Here is a 13,355-nt window from a genome sequence, read left to right as displayed (position 1 = left end):
CCGGTGGACCGGTGCGCCGCAGCTCTTGTCTGCTACCCGAGGGTCAGCTGTCGCCGCCCGCGTTGCCGGACGTGCCGGCGGTGACGTCGAGCAGGCTGTACTTCTCGACGGCCTTGCTCACGACGTCGGCCGGGACCTCACCGCGGCGGGCGAGGACCTGCAGCGTACGGACCACCATCGACGGGCCGTCGATGAGGAAGTAGCGCCGTGCGGCCGCGCGGGTGTCGGAGAAGCCGAAGCCGTCCGCACCGAGCACCGCGTAGTCGCCGGGGACCCACGCACGGATCTGGTCGGGGACCAGGTGGTCGTAGTCGCTGGTGGCGACGAACGGCCCCTGGGCGCCGGACAGCTTCTCCGTGACGTACGGGGTGCGCAGCGGCGCCGACGGGTCGACCAGCGCGTCGTGCTCCGCCGCGAGGGCGTCGCGACGCAGCTCGTTCCAGCTCGTCACCGACCAGACGTCGGCCGAGACGCCCCAGTCCTCCTTGAGGAGCTGCTGCGCCTCCAGGGCCCACGGCACACCCACGCCGGAGGCGAGGAGCTGGGCCTTGGGGCCCTCGGCGTCGGACACCGAGATGCGGTGGATGCCGCGCTTGATGCCCTCGACGTCGACGTCCTCCGGCTCAGCCGGCTGGACCATCGGCTCGTTGTACACCGTGAGGTAGTACATGACGTCCTGCGCGCGCCCGTCGGGCGTGCGGCCGTTCTCGGCCGGGCCGTACATGCGCTCGATGCCGTCGCGCACGATGTGCCGGATCTCGTACCCGTAGGCCGGGTCGTACTGCACGATCGCGGTGTTGGTGCCGGCGATGAGCGGGCTGTGGCCGTCGGCGTGCTGCAGGCCCTCACCCGTCAGGGTGGTGCGGCCCGCGGTGGCGCCGATGATGAAGCCGCGCGTGAGCTGGTCGCCGGCCGCCCAGAACTGGTCGCCCGTGCGCTGGAACCCGAACATCGAGTAGAAGATGTAGACCGGGATCATCGGCTCGCCGTGCGTGGCGTACGACGTGCCGACCGACTGGAACGCGGCCGCGGAACCGGCCTCGTTGATGCCGGTGTGCATGATCTGGCCGGACTCGGACTCCTTGTAGCTCAGCATGAGCTCGCGGTCCACGGCGAGGTAGTTCTGGCCGAGCGTGTTGAAGATCTTGGCGCTCGGGAAGATGGAGTCCAGACCGAAGGTCCGGGCCTCGTCCGGGATGATCGGCACGATGCGGTTGCCGAAGTCCTTGGCCTTGAACAGGTCCTTGAGCAGCCGGACGAACGACATGGTCGTGGCGACCTGCTGCGTGCCGGAGCCCTTCTTCAGCAGCTCGTAGGACTTGTCCTCCGGCAGCGTCAGGGTGGTCTTCGCCGTCGTCCGACGCTCCGGTACGAAACCACCGAGCTGACGGCGGCGCTCCAGCATGTACTGGATCTCCGGCGCGTCGGGGCCCGGGTGGTAGTACGGCGGCAGGTACGGGTCGGCCTCGAGCTCGGCGTCCGAGATCGGGATGCGCAGGGAGTCGCGCAGCGTCTTGAGGTCGTCGCCCTTGAGCTTCTTCATCTGGTGCGTCGCGTTGCGGCCGGCGAAGCCGGCACCCAGGCCGTAGCCCTTGACGGTGTGCGCCAGGATGATGGTCGGCTGGCCGGTGTGCGCGCGCGCCGCGGAGTAGGCCGCGTACAGCTTGCGGTAGTCGTGGCCGCCGCGCTTCATGTTCCAGATGTCCTCGTCCGTCATGTTCTCGACGAGGGCCTTGGTCCGCGGGTCGCGCCCGAAGAAGTGCTCGCGGATGAACGCGCCGGACTCCGCGCGGTACGTCTGGTAGTCACCGTCGGGGGTGACGTTCATCAGGTTGACCAGCGCGCGGTCCTTGTCGGCGTTGAGCAGGGCGTCCCACTCGCGGCCCCACACGACCTTGATGACGTTCCAGCCGGCGCCCTTGAACTGGGCCTCCAGCTCCTGGACGATCTTGCCGTTGCCGCGCACCGGGCCGTCGAGGCGCTGCAGGTTGCAGTTGACGACGAAGGTCAGGTTGTCCAGCTGCTGCTGCGCGGCGTGCTGGATCATGCCGCGGCTCTCCGGCTCGTCCATCTCGCCGTCGCCGAGGAAGGCCCAGACGTCCTGCTGGCTGGTGTCCTTGATCCCGCGGTTGTGCAGGTACTTGTTGGTCCAGGCCTGGTAGACGGCCGACGCCGGGCCGAGGCCCATGCTGACGGTCGGGAACTCCCAGAAGTCCTGCATGAGGCGCGGGTGCGGGTACGACGGCAGACCGCCGCCCGCGTGCGACTTCTCCTGGCGGAACCCGTCGAGCTGCTCCGCCGTCAGGCGGCCCTCGAGGTACCCGCGGGCGTAGACGCCGGGGGAGGCGTGGCCCTGGAAGTAGATCTGGTCGCCGCCGCCCGGGTGGTCCTTGCCGCGGAAGAAGTGGTTCAGGCCCACCTCGTAGAGCGTCGCGACGGACGCGTACGAGGAGATGTGGCCGCCGACGCCGAGGCCCTCGCGCTGGGCGCGCGTCACCATGACCGCCGCGTTCCAGCGGATCCACGAGCGGTAGCGACGCTCCATCGCCTCATCGCCCGGGAAGTACGGCTCCTCGTGGACACCGATGGTGTTCACGTAGGGCGTCGCCATCGACGCGGGGATGCTCACGTTCCGCTCCCGCGCGCGGCGCAGCAGGTTGAGCATGACGTATCTGGCGCGGGGTCCGCCCTTGTCGTCGATCAGCCCGTCGAAGGACTCGACCCATTCCTCGGTCTCGGCCGGGTCGATGTCAGGTACGGCGCTGAGCAGACCGTTGATCAGCGGTCCGGTCTCGTCAAACGAAGCCACCAGCAACCTCTCTCGGTGTCGCGCGGCGCGGTCGCGGTTCGCGCTCCTCGCCGCCTCGTCAGGACCCGTCGCGTCGGCAGCGTCGCCACAGCTGGGGTTGCGGCTGTGCACGCCCACGCACAGGTGGTCCTATCTATTCTGTCCCCTCACAGCCTCCGTCCACACCATAGGGCGGTCAAGAGCGCGTGATCTGCGTTACGTCTGTGGCGGTTCGCACCAGTATTGATACCGGGTATCGCAATGTTGAGACTGAGTGCATGACCAGGGCGTTGCCGAGGTCGGATCGAATCATCGAAAAGACACCACACGTCCTGGTTGCGAGGCATTGCCGGGGTGCGTGCACTACCTTTGGCGACGGAGGGCCCGACGGCGGGCCGACAGAAGATGGACACGACCCGGCAACCAGTGCCGGACAGAGAGAGGAACGATCAACCAAGTGAGCACGGACACCCAGGGCGCGGGGCGCCTCGGCTTCGAGGCCGGCCAGGTCGTGCAGGAGTTCGGCTGGGGAGACGACGTCGACGAAGCGCTCCGCGCCGAGATCGAGAAGATCATCGGCAGCGAGCTGGAGGACGAGGACTTCGGTGACGTCACCGACGGCGTCATCCTCTGGTGGCGCGACGACGACGGCGACCTCACCGATGCACTGGTCGACGTGCAGACCGTTCTCGACGACGGCGGCCTGATCTGGATCTTCACGCCCAAGCCCGGGCGCGACGGCGAGGTGGGCCACGGAGACATCCAGGAGGCGGCCACCACCGCCGGCCTGCAGACCACGAGCACCTTCGCCATCGCGGAGGACTGGTCCGCCACGAAGCTCGGCTACCGGGGCCGGGGCAAGTAGCCGGTCATGACCGAGCTCTCCGGCGCGCCTGCCGCGACGGTGGTGCTGAAGCCGGGTGACCCCGCACCCGACTTCACGCTCCCCGACACCCACGGCACCCCGACCACGCTGTCCGACCTGCGTGGCACCCCGGTGCTGGTGGTCTTCGTGCCGTTCGCCTTCTCCGGCACCTGCACCGGCGAGCTGTGCGAGCTGCGCGACAACATCGAGGACTTCGAGACCGCCGGCGTGCGGCTCTTCGTGATCTCGACCGACGCGGTGTTCACGCTCAAGGCGTGGCAGGCCGCGGAGGGCTACCAGTTCGACCTCCTGTCGGACTTCTGGCCGCACGGCGAGGTCGCCCAGGCCTACGGGGTGTTCGACGAGGGTTCGGGCATCGCACTGCGCGGGTCGTTCCTGATCGACGCCGACGGGATCGTCCGGTGGAGCGTGGTCAACCCGCGCGGACAGGCGCGTGACCTGGAGGACTACCGCCGGGCGGTCGAGGAGATCTGACCCTGCCCGTGTCTGCGCCAGGTCGAAAATCTGGCCGGGTCTCGGGTGCCGGGCAGGTATTGTTGTCCGCTGCTGGTGTTGTGCTGCCGAGGCAGTGCTGCCGGGGCTCGTAGCTCAGTTGGTTAGAGCGCCACGTTTACACCGTGGATGTCGGGGGTTCGAATCCCTCCGGGCCCACTCGCTGCAGAGATGCAGCCTGACCTGCGTCGACGCTTCCTCCTCTCATGCCCACGGCTGCTGGCACCCTAGTGTTGGTGGGAGTTGACACGACCCTGGCGGGCGCGCAAGCGGAGCGAGTCCGAGCAGGTTGAGCGGAGGTGGGCGTATGTCGGCGACGAAGCTCCTGGTACTCGGTATCGTGCACCTCTCCGGCGGCGCGCATGGCTACCAGGTGCGGTCCGAACTGCAGAGCTGGGGTGCGGAGATCTGGGCCAACATCAAGCCCGGCTCGATTTATCACGCGCTGAAGAAGGCGGCGGCTGATGGCCTCCTCACCGAGCACGCCGAGCCGGGCAACTCCGGGCCGGAGCGCGTCTTGTACCGCGCGACAGCTCGGGGACGTGACGAGATGGTCGAACTGATCCGGGACGGTCTGCGGCGCACTCATGACCCCACCATGCTCGACGCGGCCATCGCCATGTTGCCCATGCTGACCAGGACAGATGCCATCGCGCACGTCAACGAGCGGGTCGCGCGCCTGGAAGCGGAGCTCGTAGAGCAGGCCAAGGGGTGGGAGAACCCGAGCCCCGACATTCCCGAACACGTCCGCGATCAGGCCGAACTGTGGGCGGGACACGCACGCACCGAACTGGAGTGGGCGAAGACCCTGAGCAAACGGCTGTCTGAGGGCGCCTACACCATGGCTGATGATCCGGGTTCGTGGCTAACGGCCCATGATCCCCTCAAGATGCGCTTCTAATCAACCTTGACTAGTAGCTCCTCCTCGTGTACTTTGGCCGAGTATTCAAACTTGACTAGCGCTCAACCAATCCGTTCGCAACGCCGAGAGAAGGTGTCGAACCCATGGGAAAGTTCGCGATCGAGACGAGAGGGTTGAAGAAGAGTTTCGGCAAGACCCACGCGGTCGCCGGTGTGGATCTGACCGTGAGCGCCGGGGGCGTGTACGGCGTGCTCGGTCCGAACGGGGCGGGCAAGACCACCATGATCCGCATGCTGGCCACGCTCCTGCACCCCGACGCCGGAGAGGCGCGAGTGCTCGGCTACGACGTCGTGCGTGACGCCCCGGAGGTGCGGAGCAGGGTGGGCCTCACCGGGCAGTTCGCGTCGGTCGACGAGGACCTCACCGGGGTGGAGAACCTCTTGCTGCTCGCCAGGCTGCTCGGCTACTCACGCCCGCGGGCCAGGCGGCGAGCGACCGACCTGCTCGACGCGTTCGGCCTCGCCGATGCCGCCGACCGGCAGGTGAGGAAGTACTCCGGCGGGATGCGCCGGCGCATCGATATCGCAGCGAGTCTGGTCGTCCCCCCGGAACTGATCTTCCTCGACGAGCCGACCACCGGGCTCGACCCGCGCAGCAGGAACCAGGTCTGGGAGATCGTCAGGGGCATGGTCGCCGAGGGCACCACCGTGTTGCTGACCACGCAGTACCTCGACGAGGCCGACCAGCTGGCCGACCGCATCGCGGTGATCGACCACGGCAAGGTCATCGCCGAGGGCTCCAGCGGCCAGCTCAAGGCATCGGTCGGCGCCGGCTCGCTGCACCTACGCCTCCGCGGCCCCGAGCAGCGGGCCGAGGCCGAGCGGGTCCTCGCCGCCGCTCTCGACGTGCCGATCGAGCTCTCCGCCGACCCGGTCGCGCTGTCCGCAAGGATCTCGGACCCCGAGCGGGTCGCCCGTTCCCTGGCCGAGCTGTCCCGCAGCGGCATCGACGTCACCGAGTTCGCGCTCGGCCAGCCGAGCCTGGACGAGGTGTTCCTCGCCCTGACCGGACACGCCGCCAAGAAGACACCCGAGGAGGATGCCGCATGAATGCCACGTCCACGGAGCAGGCGTCGGCGCCGGTCGCGCTGCGCAGTGTGCTGTCGGCCGGTGAGCGCCCGCCCCGACCCGGTCCGGTGAGCACCTCGTTGACATTCGGCTGGCGCGCTTTGCTGAAGATCAAGCACGTCCCGGAGCAGCTCGTCGACGTGACCATGTTCCCGATCATGTTCACGCTGATGTTCACCTACCTGTTCGGTGGCGCGCTCGCCGGGTCGACGCAGGAGTACCTGCAGTTCCTGCTGCCCGGCATCCTGGTGCAGGCGAACGTCATGATCACCATGAACACTGGCATCACGCTGAACACCGACATCCAGAAGGGGGTGTTCGACAGGTTCAGGTCACTTCCGGTGTGGCGACCATCCCCGCTGGTCGGCGCCCTGCTCGGTGATCTGGTGCGCTACTCGATCGGGTCGGCGATCGTCATCGCGCTCGGCCTGGTCCTCGGGTTCCGGCCGGAGGGTGGCGCCGTCGGGGTGGTGCTCTCGGTGGTGCTGTTGCTGGTGTTCTCGTTCTGCCTGTCGTGGCTGTGGACGATGCTCAGCCTGATCCTGCGCACGCCGAACTCGGTGGCGGGGGTCAGCATGATGGTGATGTTCCCGCTGACGTTCGTGAGCAACATCTTCGTGGACCCCAGGACGATGCCCGGGTGGTTGCATGCGGTCGTCGAGGTCAACCCGATCACCCACCTGGTGACCGTGGTGCGCGGCCTGATGGACGGCTCGGTGCCCGCCAGGGAGATCGGCTGGGTGCTCGTCTCGTCCGTGCTTCTCGTCGCGGTCTTCGGTCCCATCACCATGGTCCTCTACCGCAACAAGAAGTAGTTGCCCTTCTCGTCGTGGCGGCCGTGATCGCAAGGGCGCGGTGGTCGCGCACCGTGGCCGTCGTCGGCACGCTGCTCAGGCGATAAGACAAACCTCTCGAACGGAGATGTGAGATGAACGAGATGGCCTTTTGCGTGACATCAGACGATGGCACCACCATCGGCTACGACCGGAAGGGAAGCGGCCCGGCTGTCGTCCTGGTAGGCGGCGCACTGGACGACGGAGCCGAGAACGCTTCCTTGGTACCTGCTCTCGCCGAGCACTTCACGGTCTACAACTATGCCCGTCGGGGACGCGGGGCGAGCGGCTTCACCGAGCCCTACGCCGCGGAAAGGGAGATCGAGGACCTGGATGCGTTGATCGCGGAGGCGGGCGGCTCGGCACACCTGTTCGGGGCGTCCTCTGGTGGCGCGCTGGCGCTGGAGGCCGCCGCAGCCGGGTCAGCCATCGACACGATCGCCGTGTGGGAGGTGCCCTATGCGGTCGGAGACGACCTGCGCCCGAGATTCGAGGAGTACGTCGCGGACACCCGACGCGCCTTCGACGCCGGGCGAGACGAGGAGGTTCTCGAACTGTTCATGCGCCTGACCGGCGCCTCCGACGACAACATCGCGGCCAGGAAAGCGGCAGGCAAGCAGACAGCGCATTGGGCGGACTCGGTCGCCCTCGCGCCCACAGTGGTCCACGACAGCGTCTTCCTCAACCGCTACCAATTGCCGGCCGATCGACTGGCAACGGTCACCCAACCGGTCCTGGTCACCACCGGAGGACCGATCACCGTCCCCTACATGGCAGGCCTGCCCTCGGACTTCTTCGACCGCGCAGCCGACGAGCTCGCAGACCTGCTACCCCACGCCCAACGGGAGACCCTCGAGGTGCCGGATCACGTCGTCGACCCACACACCGTCGGCCCGCTGTTGCTACGGTTCTTCAGCAGCGAACACTGAGGGGCCTGCGCTCAGGTCAGGGCAGCTTCCACGGTTTGCACCGTGGATGTCGGGGGTTCGAAACCCTCCGGGCCCACTCGCTGCAGAAATGCAGCCTGACCTGCGTCGACGCTGCGCCCGTCGGTCAATAGCGGGGTCGGACGCCGTCACCATGTCAGGTCGCGGCGCGTCGACGGCGTCGCTCCGCCTTGGCCGCCACGTCCTCGACCTCCATGATCCTCCTGGCCTCGTCGAGATCGCCGAGGGCTGGTCGAACCCAGGTCATGTCCGGGTTCGAGTCCACGAGGAGCATCCGCACCAGCAAGGTGAGCGGGATGGCGAGGACCGCGCCCATGGGACCGAGCACCACCGCCCAGAACAGCACCGAGAAGAACGTGAGTGACTGGCTCAGCTGCACCGCGTTGCCGACCACTCGCGGCTGGATCAACGACTGGATCACTGCGTTGACGATGCCGTACACCACGATCACCGCGATCACGAGCGGCCAGCCACCTATGAGCGCCCCGAACACGATCGGGGGCACGATCGCGATGAAGTACCCGATGTTCGGGATGAAGCTGCACAGGAACGCGAGCAGACCCCAGAGCGCCGCGCCCGGTATGCCGAGCAGCATGAGCGCTATCCAGTTGACCGTGCCCTGGGCGACGCCGAGGAGCGTGGTGACCACCATGTACCGGCGGACGCCGATCGTGTAGGCGATGCCCGCGCTCGCCAGGCGGGGTCGGCTCGGGTGGATCCCGCGCACCAGCGTCCTGGCGAACGACGAGTCCATCCCCATGAGCATCACCATCGTCAAGAGGATCACGGCGGCCGTCACGAACCCGCTCGCGCCGCCGACGATCTCACCGACGAATCCCAGCACCTTGTCCGGGTCGAACCACGACGAGATCTCGTCGACCTGATGCTGTCCGAACCCGATGCTCGTGAGCCATGCACCGAGGTCGGACGTCCAGGACCGGAGCTCGTCCGTGTACTGCGGCAGGAGCGTCAGGAACTGGGCGAACGACACGAACAGTGCGCTGACGAACACAGCGAGCAGCAGTACTACCGCGAACACGACACCACACGTCGCGACGCCCCGCTTCGCCCCATGGCCTTCAAGCCAGGCGCGCAGCGGATAGATGCAGATCGTGAGCACGAGCGCGAAGAACGACCACACGAAGATCTCGGCGATGGCCGAGAGCCCGAAAGCCACGACCACGGCACCAGCCAGTCCCATCATCAGGTAGGCGGTGCGGTGCACAGGCGTCGGCATGGCGTCGACCTCCTGCGGGCCACCCACCTCGAATACCGGCCCAGGCCCGGTCTCTACGGGCGGCTTGCGGCGGTTCAACCACATGAGACTCCCCTTGCCCTCGCCGAAGACTCCCGAAGTGCGAGGTCAGCGTGCGTGCCGGAGCTGGGGCAGGCGTCACCCGAACAGGGTGACCCGCCGCGCGTCCCCGACGACGAGGGGGTGCACCGCGGGCACGTGTGTACCGACGGCGGTGGGCAGAATCCGGTGGTGCCCAGGAGGTGCGGCGATGATGCAGAGCCGGTGGGTTGGCGGGCCCGGGGCGTTCCGCGTGGTAACTTTGCTCCGCACCTGAGGGTGTCATCGCGGGGTGGAGCAGCTCGGTAGCTCGCTGGGCTCATAACCCAGAGGTCACAGGTTCAAATCCTGTCCCCGCTACGTGTGATGTCGCAGGACATCAGAATGGCCCGAACCCATGGAATGTGGGTTCGGGCCATTGTCATGTGGCGGACTGTGGCGGGCGGGTGACTCGTTCAGACCGCGAACAGCAGGCCCGCGCTGATCAGCACGACGACGGCCGTGGCGAAGTGGATCCCGAACGCGACCGCCTTGCGCCCGCCGTGCCGCAGGACGATGACGGTGTCCCCGAGCGGCGCCAGCGCGACGGCGAGCATGAACCAGGCCTCGGCGTGCGCCCCGGCGAACGCGAGCAGCGCCAGCCCCACGACCCCGAACGTGGCGTCCCGCAGGCCCTTGATCTCGAGGTAGGCCCGGTCCTGCGTGGCCGGGATGCCGTAGCCGGCCGCGGCGGCGTAGGGCTGGAGCAGGAACCGCACCCCGATGAAGAGGATGAACAGGTTGAGCACCACGGCCAGGGCGTATGCGACGACGGTCATGTCAGGTCTCCTTGCTAGCGCTGATAGCTGATATAGCGACGCTAGCAGAGCGGGGACAGATTTCCTAGCAGTGCTAGAATCGGCGTATGGCAACAGAGACGCGCCGCGAGCGCGAGCGGGCTCAGCGCGAGGAGCTGATCGTCCGGGCCGCGCGCGAGCTGGCCGAGGCGGAGGGCTGGGACGCGGTCACGACCCGCCGGCTCGCCGCCGAGATCGAGTACAGCCAGCCCGTCCTCTACAGCCACTTCAAGGGCAAGGGCGCCATCATGACGGCGGTGGCCGCCGAGGGCTTCGAGGAGCTGGCGAAGGAGGTGCGCGCCGCGCGTACTGCCGCCACCGGCGCGGCCGAGGTCCTGGCCGCGGTCGCGGCGGCGTACACGGACTTCGCCCGGAAGCGCCCGGCGATCTATGACGCCATGTTCACGCACGCCGTCGAGGTCCAGTTCGCCACCGAGGACGGTCCGGCCTATCTCCGCGAGGGGTTCGGCGAGCTGCTCGCGGCGGTCGAGCCGCTGGCCGGCGACGACGATCCGGGGGTGCTCACCGAGACCTTCTGGGCGAGCCTGCACGGCCTGGTGATGCTGGAGCGGAGCGGTCGGCTGCCCGCGGCGTTGCACGACCAGCGGCTGGGGCTGCTGATCGAGCGGTTCGCGGGGGCTAGCGGCTGACCAGGCTGGTTGTCGCCCCCTCCTCGACACGCGTGCCGTCGGCTGTGGGAGCCGGTGTCGCACCGGCAGGGTTCCCCGGGTTCGGGTGCCAGGCAAAGCTCCACCCGTCTGCGTAGCCGGCTATCGCTGAACGTGCGTGGGCGCATGCGCTGGCTCGCCCGCCCGCCCCGGGTTCCCATGTGTCCCAGCGGTAGGCAGGAGCTGGTCCGCGAGGGAGCGGGCGGTCGCCGCCAGTGTGGCGACATCCATGCCGGTGCGTCCCATGAAGGTCAAGCCCTGCTGTGCGGCCAGAAGGGCCCGGGCCGTGCCAACCGGGTCGATGGTGGCGCCCACGTCGCCCTCGGCCTGCGCTCGTCGCACGGCCTCGGCAAGTGTCCTCGTGGTTCCCTCGTACGCTCGTCGCGCCTCGGCGGCGACGGCGGGGTCGACGGCAGCCAGCTCGGTGGTGCTGTTGGCGAGCAGGCAGCCGCGCCGGGCGGCCACGCCTTCGGGGTCTCCTACCGGCATCATCACGAAGGAGCGCAGCCCTTCGAGAGCGCTCGGTGCCGAGTCGATCGACCGGCACACCGCGCGGTCGAGCGACGCCACGTACCGGCGCAGCACCCGCAGGAACAGCTCGTGCTTGTCGCCGAAGGCGGCGTACAGGCTGCCCTTGCCCAGACCGCTGACCCGCATGAGGTCTTGCAGCGAGGTCGCCGCGTAGCCCGCGTCCCAGAACTGGTCGCAGACCGCGCGCAGCACCTCGTCCTCGTCGAACTGTCGTGGCCTGGCCATGTGCCCAGCGTAGATGTTCTTGACCGTTCGGTCCACCATCCTTATGGTGGACCGAACGGTCAAGAACATCGCAAGGCGAGCGCCACCGCGTCTGGACCACCAGTCCGGTGCTGCCTGCACCTAGCTACGGAGGATGAACACCCATGGGTCAGCTGACCGACAAGACCGCCCTGATCACCGGCGCGAGCACGGGCATCGGGCTCGCCACTGCCGAGCGCTTCGTGGCCGAGGGCGCGCTCGTCTACATGACGGGACGCCGCGAGCCGGAGCTCGAGGCCGCCGCTCAGGCGCTCGGCGACCAGGCGATCGCGATCCGCAACGACGTCTCCGATCTGGCCGACCTCGACAGCCTCTTCCGCCGGATCGCGGACGACGGCAACCGGCTCGACGTCCTCTTCGCCAACGCCGGTGGCGGCGAGGCGGACCAGCCCCTTGATTCGCTCACCCCCGAGGCCTTCGACCACACCTTCGGGATCAACGTGAGAGGCACCGCCTTCACGGTGCAGAAGGCCCTCCCGCTGCTGAACGGTGGTGGCAGCATCGTGCTCACCGGCTCAAGCTCGGCGAGCCGCGGCGTCCCCGGTTTCGGCGTCTACTCCGCCACCAAGGCGGCACTGCGGCAGTTCAGCCGGGTCTGGGCGGCAGAGCTCGCTCCCCGTGGTCTGCGCGTGAACACCGTGGTGCCGGGCCCCACCGACACCCCCGGGCTCCGTGGCCTCGCGGCGAGTCCGGAGCAGGCGGGCGCCCTGCTCGACGGCATGGGCAGCAGCACACCCCTGGGTCGAACCGCTGATCCCGCCGAGATCGCGAACGCCGTACTCTTCCTGGCCTCTGACCAGTCCAGCTTCATGACCGGCAGCGAGCTGTTCGTGGACGGCGGCGAGGTGCAGGTCTTCCCCTGACCAGGACAGCGTCTCCGGGGTGACCGAACATGTGCAGCCCGGTGGCGGGTCGTGATCAGCCCAGCGTCAAGAAGGAGCCCAGATGACGAAGAGCGAAGAGGTTGTGCGCGAGGCGTACCGGCTGGCGGAAGGGGACGTCCTCGACGGACATGGATTCCGCGCCTTGTTCACCGAGGACGGTACGTTCAACGACGTACCGAATGGGCTGACCTTCCATGGCGACGGGATTCCCCAGGCGCTGGCTGGTCTCGCCACTGCGTTTCCCGACATCCACCGTGAGCTGGCCGGCGTGCACGCGATGGGTGATGTGGTCGCCGTCGAGCTGCGTATTCAGGGAACGCATCTCGGTGGGTTCCCGACGCAGGTCGGCGAGATCCCGCCGACCGGTCGCCGCATCGACGTGCCGACGGCGGATCTCTGGCACCTCCGGGACGGAAAGATCGAGACCTTCAACTGCTACAACGCAGCGAACCTGTGGCTCGCTCAGCTCGGCGTCGCTCCCGACTTCGCGTCGGCGATCAAAGCGGCGCGGGCGGCCGGAACCAGTGCTTAGCTCGCAGGGCGTACGGCGGCCGCGCGTGCGGCTTCGGCGGCTTCGCGGAAGTCGGCGACAGCTACCCCGTGATCCCTGGCCCAGTCCGTGAGGACCTCGATGGGCTCGATCAGGGTTCGGCCAAGCGGCGTCAGGTTGTAGGCGACCTGCCGTCGCGTCGCGGCATGCCGTTCCACCAGGCCGTAGTCCTGCAGACGGCGAAGCGTCTGGGTCAGGACCTTGCGCGAGATGCCGCCGATGAGGTCGACGAGCTCGCCGTGCCGCCGGGGGCGGGTGCTCAGTCCGAACAGCACCAGCACGGCCCACTTGTCGGAGATGATCTCGACCGCCAGGCGGGTCGGGCAGTCGGCGAGGAACGCGGATCCTCCGGAGTCCTGCATGACGTCACAAGGTACCAGTGGGTAACTCAGC

At 68.1% G+C, this 13,355-nt stretch carries 14 protein-coding genes and 3 tRNA genes; 12 read left to right on the top strand and 5 right to left on the bottom strand.

Features of this window, described 5'->3' with window-relative positions:
• Positions 1–43 precede the first annotated feature (43 nt).
• Entirely contained in the window at positions 44–2,809 is a 2,766-nt protein-coding gene (aceE, locus tag ACFV9Q_RS10255) for a pyruvate dehydrogenase (acetyl-transferring), homodimeric type (RefSeq protein WP_377234328.1), read from the bottom strand.
• 436 nt (positions 2,810–3,245) lie between these two features.
• Here aceE and ACFV9Q_RS10250 point away from each other — a divergent pair, with 436 nt between their 5' ends.
• From ACFV9Q_RS10250 to ACFV9Q_RS10215, 8 genes are all read left to right on the top strand, one after another.
• A complete protein-coding gene (locus tag ACFV9Q_RS10250; protein ID WP_285103975.1) occupies positions 3,246–3,653 on the top strand; it encodes a DUF3052 domain-containing protein in 408 nt (135 codons plus the stop codon).
• A 6-nt stretch (positions 3,654–3,659) separates the two neighbouring features.
• A complete protein-coding gene (locus ACFV9Q_RS10245) occupies positions 3,660–4,148 on the top strand; it encodes a peroxiredoxin (RefSeq protein ID WP_377231211.1) in 489 nt (162 codons plus the stop codon).
• A 103-nt stretch (positions 4,149–4,251) separates the two neighbouring features.
• A tRNA-Val gene (locus tag ACFV9Q_RS10240) sits at positions 4,252–4,325 on the top strand.
• Positions 4,326–4,473: 148 nt separating this feature from the next.
• Positions 4,474–5,067 (top strand): PadR family transcriptional regulator, encoded by a 594-nt coding sequence (locus ACFV9Q_RS10235; protein WP_377231210.1) that lies wholly within the window; start codon positions 4,474–4,476, stop codon positions 5,065–5,067.
• A gap of 104 nt (positions 5,068–5,171) precedes the next feature.
• Positions 5,172–6,137 carry an ATP-binding cassette domain-containing protein gene (locus ACFV9Q_RS10230; RefSeq protein WP_377234327.1) on the top strand — a complete coding sequence of 322 codons (966 nt, stop codon included), beginning with the start codon at positions 5,172–5,174 and terminating at the stop codon, positions 6,135–6,137.
• Positions 6,134–6,970: an ABC transporter permease gene (locus tag ACFV9Q_RS10225; protein WP_377234326.1), complete on the top strand. Its 837-nt coding sequence runs from the start codon at positions 6,134–6,136 to the stop codon at positions 6,968–6,970. The genes ACFV9Q_RS10230 and ACFV9Q_RS10225 overlap by 4 nt, the downstream gene beginning before the upstream one ends.
• A 113-nt stretch (positions 6,971–7,083) precedes the next feature.
• Complete coding sequence (locus tag ACFV9Q_RS10220; RefSeq protein WP_377234325.1) at positions 7,084–7,917, top strand: alpha/beta fold hydrolase; 834 nt, start codon at positions 7,084–7,086, stop codon at positions 7,915–7,917.
• Position 7,918: 1 nt separating this feature from the next.
• Positions 7,919–7,993 (top strand) — tRNA-Ala (locus tag ACFV9Q_RS10215).
• Positions 7,994–8,071: 78 nt separating this feature from the next.
• On the opposite strand, the gene ACFV9Q_RS10210 is transcribed toward ACFV9Q_RS10215, so the two are convergent.
• Positions 8,072–9,256, bottom strand: coding sequence for an AI-2E family transporter (locus ACFV9Q_RS10210; protein ID WP_377234324.1), 1,185 nt, complete (start codon positions 9,254–9,256; stop codon positions 8,072–8,074).
• 259 nt (positions 9,257–9,515) lie between these two features.
• Here ACFV9Q_RS10210 and ACFV9Q_RS10205 point away from each other — a divergent pair.
• A tRNA-Met gene (locus ACFV9Q_RS10205) sits at positions 9,516–9,589 on the top strand.
• Positions 9,590–9,684: 95 nt separating this feature from the next.
• On the opposite strand, the gene ACFV9Q_RS10200 is transcribed toward ACFV9Q_RS10205, so the two are convergent.
• Positions 9,685–10,047, bottom strand: coding sequence for a DUF4267 domain-containing protein (locus ACFV9Q_RS10200; protein WP_377234323.1), 363 nt, complete (start codon positions 10,045–10,047; stop codon positions 9,685–9,687).
• A gap of 86 nt (positions 10,048–10,133) precedes the next feature.
• Here ACFV9Q_RS10200 and ACFV9Q_RS10195 point away from each other — a divergent pair, with 86 nt between their 5' ends.
• Entirely contained in the window at positions 10,134–10,715 is a 582-nt protein-coding gene (locus tag ACFV9Q_RS10195; protein ID WP_377234322.1) for a TetR/AcrR family transcriptional regulator, read from the top strand.
• A gap of 120 nt (positions 10,716–10,835) precedes the next feature.
• Here the strand turns inward: ACFV9Q_RS10195 and ACFV9Q_RS10190 are convergent, their stop codons facing one another.
• Positions 10,836–11,489 (bottom strand): TetR/AcrR family transcriptional regulator, encoded by a 654-nt coding sequence (locus ACFV9Q_RS10190; protein WP_377234321.1) that lies wholly within the window; start codon positions 11,487–11,489, stop codon positions 10,836–10,838.
• 143 nt (positions 11,490–11,632) lie between these two features.
• Here ACFV9Q_RS10190 and ACFV9Q_RS10185 point away from each other — a divergent pair, with 143 nt between their 5' ends.
• Both ACFV9Q_RS10185 and ACFV9Q_RS10180 read left to right on the top strand, forming a co-directional pair.
• Entirely contained in the window at positions 11,633–12,391 is a 759-nt protein-coding gene (locus tag ACFV9Q_RS10185; protein WP_377234320.1) for an SDR family NAD(P)-dependent oxidoreductase, read from the top strand.
• 82 nt (positions 12,392–12,473) lie between these two features.
• Positions 12,474–12,944 (top strand): ester cyclase, encoded by a 471-nt coding sequence (locus ACFV9Q_RS10180; RefSeq protein WP_377234319.1) that lies wholly within the window; start codon positions 12,474–12,476, stop codon positions 12,942–12,944.
• Here the strand turns inward: ACFV9Q_RS10180 and ACFV9Q_RS10175 are convergent.
• On the bottom strand, positions 12,941–13,324 hold the full coding sequence (locus ACFV9Q_RS10175; RefSeq protein ID WP_377234318.1) for a winged helix-turn-helix transcriptional regulator: 384 nt from the start codon (positions 13,322–13,324) through the stop codon (positions 12,941–12,943). The two genes, ACFV9Q_RS10180 and ACFV9Q_RS10175, sit on opposite strands and share 4 nt — an antisense overlap.
• Positions 13,325–13,355: the final 31 nt, after the last annotated feature.

Source organism: Promicromonospora sp. NPDC059942, assembly GCF_042731755.1.
Lineage (GTDB): Bacteria > Actinomycetota > Actinomycetes > Actinomycetales > Cellulomonadaceae > Promicromonospora.
This window is presented reverse-complemented; position numbering and strand designations above follow the sequence as displayed.

Excerpts from the sequence above, each read along its gene's own strand:
- ACFV9Q_RS10245 (WP_377231211.1), top strand. The coding sequence starts at position 3,660 with ATGACCGAGCTCTCCGGCGCGCCTGCCGCGACGGTGGTGCTGAAGCCG.
- ACFV9Q_RS10235 (WP_377231210.1), top strand. The coding sequence starts at position 4,474 with ATGTCGGCGACGAAGCTCCTGGTACTCGGTATCGTGCACCTCTCCGGC.
- ACFV9Q_RS10230 (WP_377234327.1), top strand. The coding sequence starts at position 5,172 with ATGGGAAAGTTCGCGATCGAGACGAGAGGGTTGAAGAAGAGTTTCGGC.
- ACFV9Q_RS10225 (WP_377234326.1), top strand. The coding sequence starts at position 6,134 with ATGAATGCCACGTCCACGGAGCAGGCGTCGGCGCCGGTCGCGCTGCGC.
- ACFV9Q_RS10220 (WP_377234325.1), top strand. The coding sequence starts at position 7,084 with ATGAACGAGATGGCCTTTTGCGTGACATCAGACGATGGCACCACCATC.
- ACFV9Q_RS10210 (WP_377234324.1), bottom strand. The coding sequence starts at position 9,256 with ATGTGGTTGAACCGCCGCAAGCCGCCCGTAGAGACCGGGCCTGGGCCG.
- ACFV9Q_RS10200 (WP_377234323.1), bottom strand. The coding sequence starts at position 10,047 with ATGACCGTCGTCGCATACGCCCTGGCCGTGGTGCTCAACCTGTTCATC.
- ACFV9Q_RS10195 (WP_377234322.1), top strand. The coding sequence starts at position 10,134 with ATGGCAACAGAGACGCGCCGCGAGCGCGAGCGGGCTCAGCGCGAGGAG.
- ACFV9Q_RS10190 (WP_377234321.1), bottom strand. The coding sequence starts at position 11,489 with ATGGCCAGGCCACGACAGTTCGACGAGGACGAGGTGCTGCGCGCGGTC.
- ACFV9Q_RS10185 (WP_377234320.1), top strand. The coding sequence starts at position 11,633 with ATGGGTCAGCTGACCGACAAGACCGCCCTGATCACCGGCGCGAGCACG.
- ACFV9Q_RS10180 (WP_377234319.1), top strand. The coding sequence starts at position 12,474 with ATGACGAAGAGCGAAGAGGTTGTGCGCGAGGCGTACCGGCTGGCGGAA.
- ACFV9Q_RS10175 (WP_377234318.1), bottom strand. The coding sequence starts at position 13,324 with ATGCAGGACTCCGGAGGATCCGCGTTCCTCGCCGACTGCCCGACCCGC.